A 17,702-nucleotide genomic window follows, 5' to 3' on the forward strand; every position below is an offset into this window, starting at 1 on the left:
AATCTTTAGGGGCAGTAGTCATGAGCAATTCCATTTACGATATTCCCTTGCAGCAGATCGATGGCACAGCCAGCACCCTTGGCCGTTATCGCGGCAAAGTTCTATTGCTGGTCAATGTGGCTTCGAAGTGCGGGCTAACCCCACAGTATGAAGGTTTGGAAAAACTCTATCAGCGCAAGAAAGACCAAGGGCTGCAGGTGTTGGGTTTCCCAGCTAACAATTTCAAGGAGCAGGAACCCGGCAGCGACACCGAAATCGCCGAGTTCTGCTCGTTGAACTACGGCATACAATTCCCGCTGTTCTCGAAGCTGTCGGTCAACGGCGAAGATCGGCACCCGCTATACGCCGAGCTCACGGCTGCGCAACCCGAGACGATTGGTGAAGGCCCATTCAGGGAGCGGCTCAAGGGCTATGGCATCGTGGCTGATAACCGCACGGACGTGCTGTGGAATTTCGAGAAATTCCTAGTAGACCGGATGGGAAAGGTTGTCGCCCGTTTCGCTCCCGATGTGGCGGCTGACGACCCACGCTTGCTCGAAGCAATCGACGCTCAGTTGGCCAGTGGGGTATAAATCTGTGCTGACAATAGGTACGGTCAAGGCGCTTCACACACACCTTGGGCACCTGCGTGCCGAGCACAGCACGATAGCGCTGGTGGCCACCATGGGCAACTTGCACGACGGGCATATCGCGTTGGTTGAGCTGGCCAGGCAGAAGGCCGACGTCGTGGTGGTCAGTATCTTCGTCAACCCCCTTCAGTTCGGGCTTGGCGAAGATCTGGCCAATTACCCCAGAACGCTGCAAGCCGACAAGGACCGCTTGGCGGCTGTAGGATGCGATGTGCTGTTTGCACCCACCGTCGAACAGATGTACCCGGATGGAATGCAGGATGTCACTCTCGTCAGGGTGCCACGAGTTTCTCAAGGGTTGTGTGGCGCCTCGCGCCCTGGCCATTTTGATGGCATGGCAACGGTGGTCATCAAGCTGCTGAATGTTGTCCAGCCGGACGTGGCGATCTTTGGTGAAAAGGACTACCAGCAGTTAGCGGTCATCCGTGCAATGGTGCGAGACCTCAACATAGGGACACAGATCGTGGGGGCGCCGACAGTTCGTGCCCAGGACGGCTTGGCACTCTCTTCCCGAAATGGCTATCTGAGTGAGGAGCAACGTTCGATGGCGCCGTTGCTGCACAAGTGCCTGGTGGACCTAGCCTCATTGCTAAAGCTAGGGCAGGAGGTCGGTCCCTCATTGAATGGTTGCCGACAGCGGTTAGAGGCAGCAGGGTTCGAGCTTGAGTACCTGGAGGTCAGAAACGCGCAGAGCTTGGAACCGGCGACACACGATGACGACCACTGGGTGATTCTGGGCGCGGCTCGTCTAGGTAAGACGCGGCTTATCGACAACCTTGTGGTCGATCTTCACGTTCCAGCGGTCGCTGTCCCTTGAATGGGAGTCGGATTCTCTACGACAGGCGCTATCTACTGCGCGATTTGCCCGTCGCTTGTATGGCCCTCTACGCCTCTAGTTGCAACAACCAACTGCGAGCGGAGAAAACAAATGTCTCGAGTCTCTTCATCGCATGTCAACGCTGAAACACACGAGCGCGTGCGTCAAGCCGCGCTTGAACTATTCACCCAGAAGGGATATCAATCAACCAGCCTGCGCGACCTGGCATCCTGCCTCGGGATGCAAGCGGGGTCCCTGTACAATCATATAGAGAACAAACAGTCGCTGCTCTACGAGCTGATGGAAGAAGCGCTGGACGACCTGTTGGCCAATACACGCACCAGTGTCAAGCAGGGCAAGACTCGTAATGAGCGTATACGGCTGTTCGTCCAAGCGTCGCTGGATTTCCAGAAGCGTGAGGGCAAGCGCATGATCCTGATCAATCGCGAGATGATCAATCTCTCTACCGAGCAGCAAGAACATATCAAATCCCTAGTGGAGGATTATGCCCGCTGCCTGAAGTCGGTGATCGCCGGTCAGCCTGCCAAGGGGCATACTTTCAATCACCGCTTCGATCTTTTAATTGTGGTAATCATTGGCATGCTGCAAGGCTTGCACTTTTGGGACCGCGGCGAGGCCGCTTCATCGCCTAGGGATGAGGTTGACCAGCTGACCAGTATTATCAATGGTGCGATAAGTGCGACCGTTGCCTGACTGGGGCTTCGTACAACGCCGTTTGCAGATCGAATACCCGAACCGACATTTCCTGTCGGGGGGGGCGAACTGTCGTAACTTTTGCGGGATACCCCGCGGCATGCATCACGGGGCTTTTTGTTAGCAAGTTAGAATATGGCGGTTAGCGAGTTGTACTAGGCGATGCTGCCGGCTAGGTATAGCCGATGCGTACGATAGAGGGAAAAGATTGTACGCAGAAATTTCTGTCCCCTAATCACTCGCCATCCCAGGTTGCCCCACAACTTCAGCCTCTAACCGCAGCAAACATCCTGAGTCTGGCGCACTGCCCAATACCTCCAATTTCAGTTCCTGCCTGGCACTCGTGATGTACAGGGTGCGGCCATCCTCGCCACCAAAGCACAGGTCGGTGGGACAAGGGACGGGCAGGCCGATCATGCGGTCCAGGTTACCTTCGGCATCGAAGCGGGCCAGGCTCCAGCCGTCGCGCTGAGTGGTCCAGACACCGCCTTGGACATCCAAGGCCAGACCACTGAGGCTGCCGCCGCCGCGTGGTAGCGAGGCCAGACGGCGAATGGCCGAGCTGCCGGGCTGCAAGCGGAGGATATCGCCGGCCTCGGGAGCGATGGCATACACCGCGTTGCCTGTGGCGTCCCAGCGAAAACCGCTGACCTGTTCATTCAAGCTCCAGCCATGACGTAACTCGCCTTCAGCACTGAGCTCGCCAATCAGGCAGCCACTGGTGGTTCTGCTGCACGCCCACAGTGCTCCAGTGGGATGCACCGCCAAAGCGAGCAGGCGGCTACCGAGCAGGTCTTGCATCGGGCGCTCGTTACCCTGCCAGTCGATCAACGACCAACCCCCGGCCTGGGCCACCAGTAGGCCGTCACGGTGCAGCTCCATGGCCCGCACTGGCATGTCCAGGCGGGTCAGCAGCCGGCTGCGTTGGCCATCCCAGCAATGGATGGCCGGAGCCAAGGTGTCGGCCCAATACAGTGCACGAGTCTCGGCATGCCAGCGGGGAAATGCGCCGTGGAAAGCCCAGGGTCCCGGTACGACATTCATGGTGCTAGTCGGACGGGGTGTCGGATCGGGTCGCAACTGCTCGCCGACCCGACGCGCCGCGTCCGCCAGCTCCGGGCCGAGCAGGGCCAGACGCTCCAGGGTCAGGCGATAGGCTGGCCCGGCTACGCTCAAGGCGCCGCGTACGAAGCCTTGCTTGTCAATGATGGGCGCAGCGACGCAGCGCACACCCAGGCGGATCTCCTCGTCATCCAGCGCGTAGCCGCGGGTCTGGGTGATCTGCAGTTCTGTCATCAGACGGCGACGGTCGGTAATGGTCAGCGGTGTCAGGGGCGTCAGCACCAGGCCTTTGAGGATCTCGTCACGGGCCGCCGGTGACAGGGCCGATAGAATCGCCTTGCCCTGGCCGGTGCAGTGCACGGGCTTGCTTTGTCCAAGGCTGGCAGATGAGCGCAGGGTATGGGCGCCATCACAGCGCTCCAGCGACAACACCTGGTTGCCATCGAGCACTGCCAGGTAGGCAGTTTCGCCGGTGAGGTCGCGCAGGGCGCGTAGCTCGATGCTGCTGGCCGCTACCAGGTCGGGCTCCAGATAAGCATTGCGCACCATCTCCAAATAATTGAAGCCCAGGCGGTAGACCTTGCGTGTCGGATCACGGCGGATCATGCCGCGCTCCACCAGGGTAGCGATGATGCGGTACAGCGTGGTTCGCGGGAGCTGCACCTGTTCAGCCAACTGGGCCTGGCTGATCCCCATGGATGTCGCGCCGATTGCCTGCAGGACATCCAGGGCCTTCTCCAGCGCGGCAGTACCTTCTCCTGTTTTCATTGTTGATTCCCACTATTTGGTACTGAGTTGATCATGGCGAGATTTTGCCGGTTTTCCACGAGGTTTTCCGCCATAGAATCAGCCTCGGCAGGACTTGGAATGAAATTATGTCCCATTCTGTGGGAATTTCACTGGGTCACTGATCGGATGAACCCCGTTTTGGAGAACTTACAAGAATGTCCGTCATCCACAATTACGCCGATGCCCATGAGAGCGTCTCCGGCAAGCAGGTCGAGGTCAGTGACGAAGTGCTGGCCAAGCTTGCCGCCTGCAGCAGTGGCTCGCTGACCACCCAGTTGTTCAAGCGAGGCTTCCGCCAGCCTGCGTTGGTCGGCCTGCGCGCCATGACCCGCGACATCAAGCCCTTCGCCGGCCGGGCCTTCACCATGCGTTTCATCCCCGCCCGTGAAGACATCGACACCTACGCCACCATGACTACCAAGCCCAATGACGACAACCTGCAATGGCAGGGCGTCGAGCACATCCAGCCGGGTGACGTACTGGTTATCGACAGCCGCAACGACCCGTCTGCCGCCTCGGCTGGCAACATCCTGGTGACTCGCCTGCTGGTCCGTGGTGCCAAGGCCATCGTTACCGACGGCGCCTTGCGCGATGGCAGCGAGATCGCAGCCATGAGCCTGCCGGCCTATGCCCGTGAGGTCACGGCCACTACCCGTATTTCCTATCACCACGTGGCGGACCTGCAGGTGCCGATCGGTTGTGCCGGCGTGGCCGTGTATCCCGGTGACATCATCGTCGGTGACGCTGATGGCCTGACCGTGGTGCCCGCGCATCTGGCTGCGGAACTGGCTGACATTTGCACTGTGCAGGACGACATCGAGCACTACCTGGCCATGCGTATCGCCGCAGGTGAAGCCCTGTGGGGGGTTTACCCGCCTAGCCCTGAAACGACCAGCGATTACCACGCTTGGGTTGCCGATGGCCGCCCACAAATCTCATCGATCATCACTCGCCAGGAGGATTGAGCATGGCCGAGCATACCTACGCCCAATTGATTCGCCGCTACTTCGAAGGCTGTAACGAAGCCGACTACGACAAGTTGGTCTCCTGCTTCACTCCGGACGCCGTGCATTACTTTCCGGCCGGGCTGCCGGATATCCCTTGGCGCACTGCCGACACCATCGCGCGCAAGTGGATCTGGTGCGTGGATAACCTCGGCTCGCAGTGGACCATCGAGAAGATCCTGGTCAGCCACGACAGTCATGAAGCAGTGATCGAGTGGACCCATTGGAAGAGCAACCTGGGGACCGCCCTGCGCGGTGACGAATGGTATGTGTTCGATGAGCAAAGCGGCCTGATCAAGGAAATCCGTGCCTACTACGCCTCACCTGCCGACAAGGACGTGCCCATCAACGAATGGGTCGACTTCGACTATGCCGGTCGGGGCTACAACCTCGGCCCCAATACACGCTGAAGGGGATGCACATGACCGATCATCAAGACCTGGGCCTGGGCGCTATCGACCAGGCGGTGAGCAAGGCTGTTGCCGCCGCCGACTTCTGGGCGGACGCTACCCCGAATGTGCGCGCTACCTTGCTGCGTGGATTGGCTGATGCCCTGGAGCTGCACCAAGTCGAGTTGGTTGCCATCGCCGACCGTGAAAGCGGTCTGGGTGTAGGGCGCCTGAACGGAGAAGTGGCACGTACCGCTTTCCAGCTACGTGGCTTCGCCAGCGAAGTCGAGGCTGGCGTGCCGTACCGCCGCGTCGAGGATGAGGCGGTAGCGGGTCCGCCGCCAGCAGGCCGGCCGCACCTGATGCGGGTACAGCGTCCGCTGGGCCCGGTGGCCATGTTCTCGGCCAGCAACTTCCCGTTCGCCTTCTCGGTGCTGGGTGGTGATACTGCCTCCGCGCTGGCAGCGGGCTGTCCAGTGGTGGTCAAAGCTCATTCCGGGCATCCTGAACTGTCTCGCGCGGTGTATGAACTCGCCGCTGCTGTGGTTCGTGCCCAAGGTCTGCCGGAAGGGCTACTGACGCTGGTTGAGAGTGTTTCGCGTGCTGGCGGCACCTATCTGGTACAACATCCGCGCATCGCCGCAGTGGCCTTCACCGGTTCTTACCAGGGCGGCAAGGCGTTGTGGCAAGCGACCAACGAGCGTCCTCGCCCGGTGCCGTTCTTCGGCGAGCTGGGCTCGATCAATCCGCTGGTGGCGTTGCCGGCTGCCCTGGAAAAGGACAGTGAAGGACTGGCCAAGACCCTGGCCGCCTCTATCACCCTGGGGTGCGGCCAATTCTGCACCAGCCCGGGCCTGATCGTCCTGTTGGCGTCGCCTTACAGCGAGCGTTTCGTCACCCAGTTGGCCGAGGCCATTGCGCCGATCGCCACACACCGTATGCTCACTCCCGGCATGCACAAGGGCTTCGAGGCTGCGGTTGCCGGTGTTGCCGATCATGCAACGCCGGTCTTCGACAAAGCAGCCGATACCAGCGGCCCGGCCCCACGTCTGTTCGCTACCGACGCCGCTTCGTTCATCGCCAATCCACACCTGCGTGAAGAGATGTTCGGCCCGGCCGCCTTGGTGGTCACTGCCCAGTCGAATGAGCAACTCGTCGAGCTGCTGGAGGCTGTCGGTGGCACCCTGACCACGACTCTGTGGGGCGTGGATGACGCCAGCGAGGCCAACCGGCAATTGGTACGTGCCGCCGAACGGATCTCCGGGCGCGTGCTGTTCGCCGGCGTGCCGACAGGTGTTGCCGTATGCCACGCCCAGCAGCATGGCGGCCCTTGGCCGTCGTCCACCGCGCCACAGACCACCTCGGTCGGCTATGCCGCCCTCGAACGCTTCCTGCGTCCAGTGGCGCTGCAGGACGCACCGACCTGGGTCCTGGGTTGAGCGGAGGGCAGGGCGATGATGCGACATATTGTGATGTTCCGGCGCTTGGCAAGCGTCGCGCCGCAACCTGAACTGGAAGCTCGCTTGGTCGACCGCATGCGCGACCTTGCCGAGCAGATCGATTTCATCCGCGACTGGACGGTCGCCGCCAACGAGCTGGACCGGCCAATTTGCTGGGACTACATCCTCGACTCCAGCTTCGACGATGCAGCAGCGGTAGAGCGTTATCTGCCACATCCCGCCCACCAGGCGCTGGTGGCGGATCTCAAGCAGTACTTCGAGTGGGTGGCAGTGGATTACAGCGTCTAGACCTCAGCGGCGCTTGGCCGGCTGACTGCTCCAGGCGCCATAACAACAAGATCCGGCATCGCAGGTGTCGGGCGGAGACGTACATGAACAAGAAAAAGAATTACCGCTGGACGATCCTGGCGATGCTCTTCCTCGCCATGATCATCAACTATGTCGATCGCGCTGCCTTGTCGATCGCCATGCCGTTCATCACCCAGGAGTATCACCTCACGCCTTCAGAGAAAGGCATGATCTTCAGCAGCTTCTTCTTCGGCTATGCGTTGTTTTGTTTTATTGGCGGTTACCTGGCCGACCGTTTCGGCCCCAAGCGTGTGCTGACCTGGTCCATGAGCTTCTGGTCGTTGCTGTGTGGTTCGACCGCGCTGGCCTTCAACTTCTGGTCGCTGCTGATCGTCCGTGCTCTGTTCGGTGTGGGTGAGGGACCGGTGTCGACCACCGCCAACAAGGCGGTCAATAGCTGGTTCCCGATCAAGGAGCGCGCCCGTGCCATCGGCATCAACCAGGCCGGTGGCCCACTGGGTGGCGCCTTGGCGGGTCCTATCGTCGGTTTCTTGGCCCTGTGGCTGGGCTGGCGTGTCGCCTTTGTGGTGATTGCGGTGATCGGCCTACTCTGGGCTATCGCCTGGTACCGCTTGTCCACCTCCACCCCAAGCGAGCACCCCAAGGTGTCGGCCGAGGAACTGGCCGAAATCAACGAAGGCCGTGAAGCACCGGTGACCAAGGTGGAAAACGCGCCTCGCACTCCGGTGCTGCAGATCATCTTGCAGCGTTCGGTCCTGGTCACTGGCATCTCGCTGTTTTGCTACAACTACATCCTTTTCTTCTTCATGACCTGGTTCCCTACCTATCTGATCGAGGCCAAGGGCATCGACCTCAAGTCCATGAGCATCGTCACCTCATTGCCTTGGCTGGTGGGTACGCTCGGCTTTATCTGCGGTGGCCTGCTGATCGACTGGGTGTTCAAGTGCACGGGCAAGCAACTGTTGTCGCGCAAGTTGGTCCTGGTGCCTTGCCTGCTTATCGCTGCTGCGTGCATCGGCCTCACCGGCCAGGTGGAGAGTGTGACCAGCACCGTGGTGGTCATGACTGTCGCCATCGGTTTCCTGATGCTCACCGCGCCGGCCTACTGGTCGTTGATCCAGGACGCCGTGCCGGATCATCAGGTGGGTACCGCCGGTGGTTTCATGCATGGCTTGGCCAACCTGTCCGGTATCGTCGCACCGACCGTCACCGGCTTCATCATCCAGTCTACGGGTACCTATGGCAGCGGCTTCGCCCTGGCTGGCGGCCTGGGTATTGTCGGCGCACTGATCGTGGCGCTGTTTGTCGGCGGCAAGCCGGCAAAGCAGGGTACGGTGATCTCGGCGGCCTGACCTGAGCCCCGGCCTCGGGCCGGAGTCCGATGCAGGGGCACGTGGCGTTGACCGACGCCTACCCCTGTGAATAGCCGGCCCTGCGCCGGTACCAGATTCGATTTTGGGAACCTGTTATGCCTACGCTTCTCATCACTGGCGCTGCCGGTATCGTCGGGACCGCTGTACGGCCCTTCCTGCGCCAGCGCTATAATCTGCGCCTGCTCGACCGCAAGCCCATCGAAGGCCTGGCGGAGGGCGAGACCGCTTTGGTTGGCGATCTGACCGACCCATTCTATGTGCAGCAGGCCGTCGAAGGCGTTGATGGCATCCTGCACCTGGCCTGTGCCCACGGGACCGACATCCAATTCCAGGACACGGTCGAGCCCAACTACCATGCCACCTTGTACCTGCTGGAGGCGGCTCAGCGTTTTAATGTCAAGCGCTTCATCTTCGCCAGTAGCCACCATGTGCTTGGCCAGTACCGCAACGATGCGGCCGAGTTTTTCGATGACATGCCCGTCGCCCCGGACAGTTATTACGCCATGAGCAAGGTGTTTGGCGAAGCCGCTTGCGCCACTTTCTCCCAGCGTGGCGACCTGGCCACCTACATCGTGCGTATTGGCAATGCCGACCCTGAGGTCGCCGATGCCCGCCGCCTGCGCATGTGGGTCAGCGGCCGCGACCTGGCGCAACTGCTGTTGATCGGCTTGGAGCATCCCGAGGTGCGTCACGACATCGTCTATGGCGTCTCGCAAAGCCCTGATCCACTGTTCCACAACCAACGCGCCCGTGCCCTCGGTTACCAACCGCAGGATAATGCTGGCGATCATCTTGCCGATAACTACATGGCCTATGAGGCAATGGCGCCGGAAGGTTCAGGCCGTGACTACTTGGGCGGCGCCTATGCTGGCGCCCCATTGGCCAGTGTGTTGGAGCGTGTATGAAGATCGTCCGTATTGATACCCGAATCGTCGAGATCCCCTTCCACGACGGTGGCAAGGGGCTGGGCATCACACCCACCACCTGGAATACACTGGAAAACGTGTTGATCCGCCTTGAGGACGAGCAAGGCAATGTTGGCTGGGGCGAGGCCTTTGGCTACTTCGTCGCCGATGCTACCAAGGCGTTGATCGATCGCCTGATCGCACCGCTGCTGCTGGACCGTGAGATCAGCGATATCGCTGCCTGGAACCGCGAACTGCAGCTTCGTCTGCACTTGTTCGGCCGCTATGGCGTGACCTTGTTCGCCATCTCAGGCGTGGACATCGCCCTATGGGACCTGGCCGCGCAACGTCGGCGCGTGCCTCTGCATCAATTGCTTGGCCAGGCGACCCGCGAGCAGGTCCCGGCGTATGCCAGCCTGGTGCGCTATGCCGATAATGAAGTGGCCCCGGCTATCTGTGAGAAAGCACTGCAAATGGGCTTTAGCGACATCAAGCTGCACGAAGTGACCCTCGACGAAATTGCCGTCTGCCGTCGCGCCGTGGGTGCCGAGGTGCCGCTGGCCACTGACGTCAATTGCGGCTGGAGCCTGGCGGACACTCGTGAATGGTTGCCCGCCTTGCGCGAGATGAACCTGGCCTGGCTGGAAGAACCGATCTTTCCGCCGGAAGACTTCGCCGCCCTGGCCAGCCTGCGTGGGCAAGGCGTGCCGTTGTCGGCGGGGGAGAACTGGTGCACCTCGGTACAATTCGAGCAGGCGCTGCTGAGCGGTGCGGTGGATTCGATCCAGCCCAGCGTGACCAAGGTCGGTGGCATTTCCGAATGCCTACGCATCGCCGAGTTGGCCCGCCAGCACAACACCATGGTGGTACCTCATTGCCCGTACTTCGGCCCCGGTCTGATCGCCACCTTGCATTTGGCGGCCGTACAACCCTGGGTGACTCAGGTGGAGTACCTGTTCGTTGAGCCGGCCGCCTGGCTCTACCCTGTCGAGCAGTTGCGCAACGGCAAGCAAATGCACATTCCTCAAGGCCCAGGCCTTGGCGTGGATATCGACCTGCAGGTGATCGAGCACTTCCGACGAAGCTGAACAACCGCTCGCTTCTGTCCTGATTGATCAATGCAGCCGCTGCATCAGCAGCGGCAGGGGGTTGTCATGCCTGCTCAAGGCACCGGAGGTCCTATGCAACCTGTTGCTCTGAGTAATTCGATCTGGAGCTTGAGCCTGCTGCCCGCCTGGGGGGGGCGTATTGCCTCGCTGCGTGCGGACGGGCTCGACCTGCTGCTGCCCATCGACAGCGAGTCGTTCGATCCGCTGGACTGGCCCCGGGCAGGTGCCTATCCGCTGATGCCGTATTCCAACCGCCTGCGTGATGCGCAACTGGGTTTCAATGGCCGCCATTACCGGCTTCCCGCGCATCCGACCGCACAACCTCATACCTTGCACGGCGTGGCGCACACACAGGCCTGGGAAGTGCTCAGCGCCGATGCCGGGCACGTTCTCATTGCCTGTGACTACCAGGGCGAACACTGGCCCTGGGCTTTCCGTGCCGAGCAGCACTTTGCCCTCGACGGGAGCCGCCTGCGCATTACCTTGACCCTACTCAATCAGGGCGATACCCCGATGCCCGCTGGCATCGGCCTGCATCCGTACTTCCTGCGCCATTGCGCTATGCGCGCTCACTATCGCATTGGTCGTGACTGGCAGATCGATGACGAGTACCTGGCGACGGGTGATTACCGGGATGCCCCGCGTACTGTCATCCTCGACGGCGACGACCCGAGTCCACAGGCCCATTACCTGTCGCGTTGGGATGGCCATTTGCACGTGGACTATCCGTGCGGATCTCTGGACCTGCACGCCTCGGCGCCGCTGAGCCACTTCGTCGTCTTCGCACCAGTGGGGGCTGGCTACCTGTGCCTGGAGCCAGTCTCGCACTTGGCGGACGCCTTCAATCGGCCCCCTACGCAATGGGATGAGGTCGGTACCCATGAACTGAAACCAGGCGCCTGCCTGGCCGCGACCCTGGATTTGACCTGGCAAGGCACCTGATGCACCGCCTCGACCGCTGAATTTCCAACCCACCATCGAGAATAAAAAATGAAACCATCCTCGTCCGGGGCGGGCCTCGCTCGCTCTACAAAACCCCTGGCACTGCTGCTGGGCTTCGGTCCGCTGTGCGCCAACGCCGCGTTTTTCGACGACGCCAAGGCTAACCTGACCTTGCGCAATTTCTACTACAACCAAGACTTGCGCGACTCGACCAAGCCCGCGCAGTCCAAGGTGGAGGAGTGGGCCCAGGGGTTCATCTTCAAGGGTGAATCCGGCTATACCGACACCACTGTTGGCGTTGGCATGGATGTCTATGCGGGCCTCGGCTTGAAATTGGACTCGTCACCTTCGCGCAGTGGTTCGGCACTGCTGCCAGGGGCATACGACCGTGCTGGCGGCCCACGCAATGCCAACCCACGCTCGGTGGACGAATTCTCCGAAGCCACGGGCGCGATCAAGCTTAGGTACTCGAAGTCCGAATTGAAGGTTGGCGGTTTGTTCCCCAAGATCCCTTTGGTCAGCTCGGGCGATGCTCGTCTGCTGCCGCAATTCTTTGAAGGCGCCATGCTGGATATCCGCGAGTTGGACGACCTCGACATCAGCCTGGGCCAGATGCGCCAGGTCAACCAGCGCGAGTTCGCCGGCAGCCGCGACATCCAGGTCGGTAACTACTACAGCGTATTCAGCGACCGCTTCAATTACCTTGGCGGCACCTGGCGGATCACGCCGCAATGGTCGGCGGGCGTCTGGGGTGGGCGCTTGGAAGATGTCTACCAGCAGTCTCTCTACACCGTGACCCATAACCGCACGCTCGGTGACTGGAACCTTTCCGGTACCCTCAACTACCTCGACAGCGGTGAGTCTGGCGCCGAAAAGGCCGGCAAGCTCGACAGCCGCATGACCTCCACGATGCTCAGCGCCAACCTCAAGGCCCAGACCTTCCGTGTCGGATACCAGTACAACGCAGGTGACAGCGCCTTGCCTTTCATCCACGACACCGACCTGCCTGGCGTTGCCAACGCCGTTCAGGTGCTGCGCTTCGACCGTGCCCAAGAGCGTTCCTGGCAAGCCCGCTACGACCTCGATTTCGCCCCGCTGGGTGTGCCGGGGCTGACGGCTTTTGCCCGTTACGTCAAAGGCGACAACTTCAAGGTCGCCGGTGAAGATGCCAGCGAGTGGGAGCGCAACCTCGACATCACCTATGTGGTCCAGAGCGGCCCATTGAAGAACCTTGCCCTGCGTTGGCGCAATGTCGAATTGCGAGGGGATGCCACCGGGCGGCGTGATGAAAACCGGGTGATCCTCGCCTACACCTTGCCGCTGTTCTGAGCCGCGGATCACACATGCCGCCGGTACGTAAACAGACCGGCGGTTTTGCCTTTGTGGAGCCCACTTCAACATGACCCAGACCTACACCCTCGACTCGGCCATGCAGGCCTATGTCGAAATCAGCCAAGGCTTCACCGCCGTTGACGACAGCGTTGCCGCCCGACGGGAGGCCTACCTCCAGGCCTGCCGCGCTTGCACACCTACGCCGCCTGAGGGGTGGCGGATAGATGATATCGAGCTGGACGGCTTGCGTTTGCGGCGCTACAAACCCGAGGGCGAAGCGCCGCAGGGCGGTTGGCCGACGATGCTATATATCCATGGCGGCGGCTGGGACTTGGGTAGCCTCGATACCCACGATTGGTTTGCTTATGCCATGGCCCGGAGAGTACAGGTGGCTATCGTCGCCGTGGACTATCGTCTTGCGCCGGAGCATGCCTATCCCGCTCCGTTGGAGGATTGCCTGAAGGCCTGGCACGGCCTGCGCCAAGGTCAGGTCGACCCTGACCTGAGCACGGGGCGCCTGATCGTTGCGGGGGACAGTGCAGGCGGCACCCTGGCCGCCGGTCTATGCATCGCCTTGCGTCGGGATAGGCACGCGCAGCCGCTGGGCCAGATCTTGATCTACCCGGTGTTGACGACGTCAACCCACCTGCCGTCCATGACGGAGCATGCCCATGCGCCGTTGCTGACCGTGGCCGGACTGACTAAATCACTGGCGGGCTTCCTGACGAACGAGGAGGACCGTCGGGATCCTTGCGCGATGCCCCTGGAGGACACGGATTTCACTGGGTTGGCACCAGCCTTCATTGGCGTGGCGCAGATCGATCCCTTGCGAGATCACGGCCTGGCATATCGGGATGCGTTGGCTGCCGATGGAGTGGCAGTCGAGTGCTATGTGGCGCAGGGGATGGTGCACTCGGGATTGAGGGCCTTTGGCATAGAGGTGGTTGAGGTGTTCTACGATCGAATTGGGCTGCAGATCAGTGCATGGCTGGAATCGGACACGCTCGTCTAACTGTGAGCACATGGTTATCTCCCTCAGCCACGCTTCAACACACTCTCCCCAGCACCCTTGGGCAACCGCAGCACGTCAATCAACCCGGCAAGGCCCAGCAGCGCGACGCCGAGGAAGGCGACTCGAAAATCAGCGACCTGGGCCTGTGCCTCGTGGCCTTGCACGAACATCGAGGTGCGTAGCAGCAACGCGGCCGCTGTCACCCCCAGGCCCATCGACAGTTGGAAAAACAGGCTGAACAGCGCCGATGCCTCGCTCATGCGTTCCTTGGGGATATCGGCAAAACCCACGGAGTTGTAGCAAGTGAACTGCATGGAGCGGGACAGGCCACCTGCAAACAGCACGGCCGCCACCAGCGCGAAGGGCGTTTGCGCTGTGAAGAAGGCGCAGGCCACAATCGAAATGACGCCGATGACGCCATTGACCAGCAGGACGTTACGAAAACCGTAGCGTTGCATGATGGAGGTCGTGAACGGTTTCATCGCCAGGTTGCCGGCGAAGACGGCCAATACCAGCAACCCCGCGTCAACCGGAGACAACCCAAAGCCGACCTGGAACAACAGCGGCAGCAGAAATGGCAGCGCGCTGATCGCCAGGCGAAAGAACGATCCGCCCAGGATGCTGGCCCTGAACGTGGTGATGGACAGGGTGCCGAGCGGCAACAGTGGGTTGGTGTGGTGACGGCAGTGATGCACCGCCCACACGGCGAGCAGCGCGCCCGCAAGCACCAGGCCGGAGCCGGAGAGCAACGCATTGCCGTCCGGGCTGCCGAGCCATTCCAGCCCCCATAGCAGCCCAGTGCAGGCGCCTGCCAGCAGCACGAACCCCTTGCCATCGAACTTTCGTACGTTTTCCCCGTGGCCCTCCGGTATGAGCCAGAGCGCGGCGAGCAACGCCAGGGCTCCCAGCGGTACGTTGATGTAGAAGATCCACGGCCATGCGGCGTGGGTCACGATCAGGCCGCCCACCCAGGGGCCGAGAATGGGGGCGACCAGGCCGGGCCAGGTGATCACTGCAATCATTTTGACGAGGTCTTTCTTGTCGGTGTTGCGCAGTACCGCCAGGCGTCCCACGGGCACCATCAGCGCGCCGCCGATGCCCTGGAGCACGCGTGCCGCTACAAACATCTCTAGGCTCTGGCTCAGCCCGCATAGCAAGGAGGCGAGGGTGAAGACGACAATCGCGCCGGCGAACACTCGCCACGTTCCCAACCGGTCGGCTATCCAGCTTGAAAGGGGGATGAAGACCGCCACGGCGAGAATGTAGGCGGTGATCCCCACGTTCAGGTCGACCGGCGTGACGCCAAAGGCGGCGGCCATGGTGGGCAGGGCGGTCGCGATCACCGTTGCGTCAAGGTTCTCCATGAAGAAGGTCACCGCGACCACCCAGGCGATCAGGCGCGTTTGCATGCTGAGGCCGGTCTCGGTCGTGACACTGGGGGCTTGCGTGGTTGGAAATGTCACCGATGCGATCCTTATTGGGGTCAGCGGTTGTTGAATGCGGGCGAGACCAGGCTCAGCCCCGCCAGCCGCTTGGCGTACTCCTGCAGCAGAGGGGCGACCGCTTCGACCTTCTCGGGCGTCATGCGTACGGACGGCCCCGCGATGCTGACCGTGCCGATCGGTCGTCCATCGTCCACATGGCGGATGACCGTGGCAATGGCGCTGGTGCCGGGCTCATACACGTCGCGGACCACGCCATAGCCTCTGGTGCGGGTTTCTTCTATCCGCTCCATCAGTTCGCGAAGGGTGCGTGGTGCGTTGGGGCCCATACCTTGTGCCCGCTCCATGCCCTGTTCGGCAATCAGCTCCAGGGCTCGCTCTTCAGGCTCGGCGGCCAGCCAGGCCAGGCCATTGGCGGTTGCCGGAAGGTAGACATCGGCACCGGCATCCGGGTCGTAGCGCAGCCCGCTCCGGGCTCCCTGGGACTTGGCGACCCAAATCAACTGGTTTTCTTCAATGACCGCGAGCCGGATCAGCTCGCCGGTTTCCTGGGCCAGTTCGTCCAGCAGCGGCTGGGTGGCATCGATGATGCCGCTGGAGGCCAGGTAGGTGAGTCCCAGTGAGGCGAGTTTCACCGTGAGCAGGTAATGGGTCGTCGAGGGGTTCTGCTTCACGTAGCCCATTTCCTTGAGCTCGCCCAGCAGGCGATGGGTCGCGGTGCGCGGGATACCGAGCTTGTCAGCGACCTCCGACATGGGCAGACCAGCGACGTGCTTGACCAACAGTTCAAGAATCGACAGGGCGCGGTCGCGGACTGAAGAGGGCATGGGTAGCTCCAAAGCGTAAAACGTCATTCTAGGGCCGTATGGAATTGCAATCCAATTGGATGCACAGTCCACGCGTTTATGAAAAAATGGTTCATTATTCCACTTGGAATAGTATTCCAAATATGTAAGATGGGCACACCTCGCCCAGCGCGAGGTCGATGATCCACCTCGGGGGAAGGCATCGCACCCCGCACAACAATAAGTAGGAGTCACTCCATGAAACCCTCCAGCCAGTTGGACATCCAGGCCTTCCTGGACTCGCGGCCCTTCGGCCCCTTCCAGTGGAAGATCCTTTTGCTTTGCCTCACCGTCCTCATTCTCGATGGCTTCGACGTCGTGGCGATGGGCTTTATCGCGCCATCCCTGGTCGCTGACTGGAACATCCCCCGGGAAGCGTTGGGCATCGTCATGAGCATGGGGCTGTTCGGCCTGGCAATCGGTGCCTTGATGGGCGGACCTCTGGCTGACCGTTTCGGGCGGCGCAACGTGATCATCGTCGCGATTTTCTCCTTTGGCCTGATGAGCCTGCTCTCGGCCTGGTCGCCCAACGTGGAAGTGCTCTCGCTCTTGCGTTTTCTCACCGGCCTGGGGCTTGGCGCCTCGCAGCCCAATGCCGCCACGCTGGCCGCGGAATACGCGCCCAAGAAGTACCGTTCGTTGATGGTGACGGTGGTCTACTGCGGCTTCACCCTCGGTGCCGCAGGCGGTGGGTTCCTCGCCAATGCGCTGATCGCCAGCCACGGTTGGGAGTCGATCCTGGTGGTGGGCGGCGTGGTGCCGATACTGTTTGCCTTGCTGCTGTACTTCGTGCTGCCCGAGTCGGCCAAGTACATCGCGATGAAGCCTGAGCGCCGTAGCGAACTGCTGAACATCGTCAATGCCGTCGCGCCGGGCAGCGCGACGGGCGAAACCCGGTTTATCACGCCCGAGAAGGAACACGTCGGCAAGGGCGCGATCAAACTCATTCTTTCTTCGTCGCATCGGCTGGTTACCGTTGCGCTCTGGGTAGGCCTTTTCATGAATCTGCTGACGGTCTACTTCCTCAGTAGCTGGCTGCCCATCATCGTCAAGGACGATGGCTTCAGCCTGGCGGATGCCGCGCTGGTGGGGGCGATGATGCAGGTCGGCGGAACGCTCGGGAACATCATCATCGGTTGGGAAATGGATCGCTTCAACCCGCACCGGGTCATGATCGGCACGCTAATTGGTGCGGCGGTGATGACGCTCTCGCTGGCCAACTTGTCGCCCGGGCTCTATGGCCTGATGGCGATGGTCTTCGCCCTGGGTTTCTGCATCCAGTCCACCAATACCGGCTGGACGGCCATGGCCGCTACGTACTACCCGACCGAAATGCGCGCGACCGGCACCAGTTGGATGACCGGCATCGGCCGCTTCGGCGCCATCCTGGGGGCTTCCGTGGGCGCAGTGTTGTTGGGCTTGAAGTGGGATTTCAGCCACCTGTTCATGTTCCTCACCCTTCCAATCGGCCTCGCCATGCTCGCTGCCTACGTCAAAGGCTGGCACGAGCAGAAATCATCGGCGCCCTCCAGTCAGGTCCTGGCCAAAGCGCCTCGGTCCTGAGCAATC

General features: G+C 61.4%; 17 protein-coding genes. 14 read left to right on the forward strand and 3 right to left on the reverse strand.

What is annotated here, in order from left to right; translation table 11 throughout:
* Positions 1 to 20: 20 nt before the first annotated feature.
* The 3 genes from AC3B5Q_RS09925 (at position 21) to AC3B5Q_RS09935 (ending at position 2,160) form a co-directional block, all read left to right on the forward strand.
* A complete protein-coding gene (locus tag AC3B5Q_RS09925) occupies positions 21 to 572 on the forward strand; it encodes a glutathione peroxidase (RefSeq protein ID WP_051095677.1) in 552 nt (183 codons plus the stop codon).
* 4 nt (positions 573 to 576) lie between these two features.
* The gene (gene panC / locus AC3B5Q_RS09930; protein WP_441253264.1) at positions 577 to 1,446 is read left to right on the forward strand and encodes a pantoate--beta-alanine ligase; all 870 of its coding nucleotides are present in this window, start codon (positions 577 to 579) and stop codon (positions 1,444 to 1,446) included.
* A 111-nt stretch (positions 1,447 to 1,557) separates the two neighbouring features.
* The gene (locus AC3B5Q_RS09935; RefSeq protein ID WP_441253263.1) at positions 1,558 to 2,160 is read left to right on the forward strand and encodes a TetR/AcrR family transcriptional regulator; all 603 of its coding nucleotides are present in this window, start codon (positions 1,558 to 1,560) and stop codon (positions 2,158 to 2,160) included.
* A 231-nt stretch (positions 2,161 to 2,391) separates the two neighbouring features.
* Here AC3B5Q_RS09935 and AC3B5Q_RS09940 read toward each other — a convergent pair whose 3' ends face one another.
* The gene (locus AC3B5Q_RS09940) at positions 2,392 to 3,990 is read right to left on the reverse strand and encodes an IclR family transcriptional regulator domain-containing protein (protein ID WP_104883795.1); all 1,599 of its coding nucleotides are present in this window, start codon (positions 3,988 to 3,990) and stop codon (positions 2,392 to 2,394) included.
* A gap of 176 nt (positions 3,991 to 4,166) precedes the next feature.
* On the opposite strand from AC3B5Q_RS09940, the gene AC3B5Q_RS09945 reads away from it, so the two are divergent.
* From AC3B5Q_RS09945 to AC3B5Q_RS09990, 10 genes are all read left to right on the forward strand, one after another.
* Positions 4,167 to 4,976: an RraA family protein gene (locus AC3B5Q_RS09945; protein ID WP_488393067.1), complete on the forward strand. Its 810-nt coding sequence runs from the start codon at positions 4,167 to 4,169 to the stop codon at positions 4,974 to 4,976.
* A gap of 2 nt (positions 4,977 to 4,978) precedes the next feature.
* Positions 4,979 to 5,425: a nuclear transport factor 2 family protein gene (locus AC3B5Q_RS09950; protein WP_441253261.1), complete on the forward strand. Its 447-nt coding sequence runs from the start codon at positions 4,979 to 4,981 to the stop codon at positions 5,423 to 5,425.
* An 11-nt stretch (positions 5,426 to 5,436) separates the two neighbouring features.
* Entirely contained in the window at positions 5,437 to 6,843 is a 1,407-nt protein-coding gene (locus AC3B5Q_RS09955; RefSeq protein ID WP_441253260.1) for an aldehyde dehydrogenase (NADP(+)), read from the forward strand.
* Between the two features lie 15 nt (positions 6,844 to 6,858).
* Entirely contained in the window at positions 6,859 to 7,152 is a 294-nt protein-coding gene (locus AC3B5Q_RS09960; RefSeq protein WP_104883799.1) for a Dabb family protein, read from the forward strand.
* Positions 7,153 to 7,235: 83 nt separating this feature from the next.
* Positions 7,236 to 8,525 (forward strand): MFS transporter, encoded by a 1,290-nt coding sequence (locus AC3B5Q_RS09965; protein WP_104883800.1) that lies wholly within the window; start codon positions 7,236 to 7,238, stop codon positions 8,523 to 8,525.
* Between the two features lie 116 nt (positions 8,526 to 8,641).
* Positions 8,642 to 9,451 (forward strand): NAD-dependent epimerase/dehydratase family protein, encoded by an 810-nt coding sequence (locus tag AC3B5Q_RS09970; protein ID WP_104883801.1) that lies wholly within the window; start codon positions 8,642 to 8,644, stop codon positions 9,449 to 9,451.
* Positions 9,448 to 10,539, forward strand: a complete 1,092-nt coding sequence (locus AC3B5Q_RS09975) for a mandelate racemase/muconate lactonizing enzyme family protein (RefSeq protein WP_104883802.1) — start codon at positions 9,448 to 9,450, stop codon at positions 10,537 to 10,539. The genes AC3B5Q_RS09970 and AC3B5Q_RS09975 overlap by 4 nt, the downstream gene beginning before the upstream one ends.
* A gap of 93 nt (positions 10,540 to 10,632) precedes the next feature.
* The gene (locus tag AC3B5Q_RS09980) at positions 10,633 to 11,502 is read left to right on the forward strand and encodes an aldose epimerase family protein (protein WP_104883803.1); all 870 of its coding nucleotides are present in this window, start codon (positions 10,633 to 10,635) and stop codon (positions 11,500 to 11,502) included.
* A 48-nt stretch (positions 11,503 to 11,550) separates the two neighbouring features.
* Positions 11,551 to 12,831 carry an OprD family porin gene (locus tag AC3B5Q_RS09985; protein ID WP_104883804.1) on the forward strand — a complete coding sequence of 427 codons (1,281 nt, stop codon included), beginning with the start codon at positions 11,551 to 11,553 and terminating at the stop codon, positions 12,829 to 12,831.
* 70 nt (positions 12,832 to 12,901) lie between these two features.
* Positions 12,902 to 13,846, forward strand: a complete 945-nt coding sequence (locus tag AC3B5Q_RS09990; RefSeq protein WP_104883805.1) for an alpha/beta hydrolase — start codon at positions 12,902 to 12,904, stop codon at positions 13,844 to 13,846.
* Between the two features lie 23 nt (positions 13,847 to 13,869).
* Here the strand turns inward: AC3B5Q_RS09990 and AC3B5Q_RS09995 are convergent, their stop codons facing one another.
* Positions 13,870 to 15,255 carry an MFS transporter gene (locus tag AC3B5Q_RS09995; RefSeq protein WP_488393125.1) on the reverse strand — a complete coding sequence of 462 codons (1,386 nt, stop codon included), beginning with the start codon at positions 15,253 to 15,255 and terminating at the stop codon, positions 13,870 to 13,872.
* Between the two features lie 74 nt (positions 15,256 to 15,329).
* The gene (locus tag AC3B5Q_RS10000; RefSeq protein ID WP_104883806.1) at positions 15,330 to 16,115 is read right to left on the reverse strand and encodes an IclR family transcriptional regulator; all 786 of its coding nucleotides are present in this window, start codon (positions 16,113 to 16,115) and stop codon (positions 15,330 to 15,332) included.
* 216 nt (positions 16,116 to 16,331) lie between these two features.
* Here AC3B5Q_RS10000 and AC3B5Q_RS10005 point away from each other — a divergent pair, with 216 nt between their 5' ends.
* Positions 16,332 to 17,696: an MFS transporter gene (locus AC3B5Q_RS10005; RefSeq protein ID WP_104883807.1), complete on the forward strand. Its 1,365-nt coding sequence runs from the start codon at positions 16,332 to 16,334 to the stop codon at positions 17,694 to 17,696.
* Positions 17,697 to 17,702 lie beyond the last annotated feature (6 nt).

It is taken from the genome of Pseudomonas sp. D5(2026), from assembly GCF_057766845.1.

Excerpts from the sequence above, each read along its gene's own strand:
- AC3B5Q_RS09940 (WP_104883795.1), bottom strand. The coding sequence starts at position 3,990 with ATGAAAACAGGAGAAGGTACTGCCGCGCTGGAGAAGGCCCTGGATGTC.
- AC3B5Q_RS09950 (WP_441253261.1), top strand. The coding sequence starts at position 4,979 with ATGGCCGAGCATACCTACGCCCAATTGATTCGCCGCTACTTCGAAGGC.
- AC3B5Q_RS10005 (WP_104883807.1), top strand. The coding sequence starts at position 16,332 with ATGAAACCCTCCAGCCAGTTGGACATCCAGGCCTTCCTGGACTCGCGG.
- AC3B5Q_RS09990 (WP_104883805.1), top strand. The coding sequence starts at position 12,902 with ATGACCCAGACCTACACCCTCGACTCGGCCATGCAGGCCTATGTCGAA.
- AC3B5Q_RS09970 (WP_104883801.1), top strand. The coding sequence starts at position 8,642 with ATGCCTACGCTTCTCATCACTGGCGCTGCCGGTATCGTCGGGACCGCT.
- AC3B5Q_RS09985 (WP_104883804.1), top strand. The coding sequence starts at position 11,551 with ATGAAACCATCCTCGTCCGGGGCGGGCCTCGCTCGCTCTACAAAACCC.
- AC3B5Q_RS09960 (WP_104883799.1), top strand. The coding sequence starts at position 6,859 with ATGATGCGACATATTGTGATGTTCCGGCGCTTGGCAAGCGTCGCGCCG.
- AC3B5Q_RS10000 (WP_104883806.1), bottom strand. The coding sequence starts at position 16,115 with ATGCCCTCTTCAGTCCGCGACCGCGCCCTGTCGATTCTTGAACTGTTG.
- AC3B5Q_RS09995 (WP_488393125.1), bottom strand. The coding sequence starts at position 15,255 with ATGCAAACGCGCCTGATCGCCTGGGTGGTCGCGGTGACCTTCTTCATG.
- AC3B5Q_RS09955 (WP_441253260.1), top strand. The coding sequence starts at position 5,437 with ATGACCGATCATCAAGACCTGGGCCTGGGCGCTATCGACCAGGCGGTG.
- AC3B5Q_RS09980 (WP_104883803.1), top strand. The coding sequence starts at position 10,633 with ATGCAACCTGTTGCTCTGAGTAATTCGATCTGGAGCTTGAGCCTGCTG.
- AC3B5Q_RS09925 (WP_051095677.1), top strand. The coding sequence starts at position 21 with ATGAGCAATTCCATTTACGATATTCCCTTGCAGCAGATCGATGGCACA.
- AC3B5Q_RS09965 (WP_104883800.1), top strand. The coding sequence starts at position 7,236 with ATGAACAAGAAAAAGAATTACCGCTGGACGATCCTGGCGATGCTCTTC.
- AC3B5Q_RS09975 (WP_104883802.1), top strand. The coding sequence starts at position 9,448 with ATGAAGATCGTCCGTATTGATACCCGAATCGTCGAGATCCCCTTCCAC.
- AC3B5Q_RS09945 (WP_488393067.1), top strand. The coding sequence starts at position 4,167 with ATGTCCGTCATCCACAATTACGCCGATGCCCATGAGAGCGTCTCCGGC.
- AC3B5Q_RS09935 (WP_441253263.1), top strand. The coding sequence starts at position 1,558 with ATGTCTCGAGTCTCTTCATCGCATGTCAACGCTGAAACACACGAGCGC.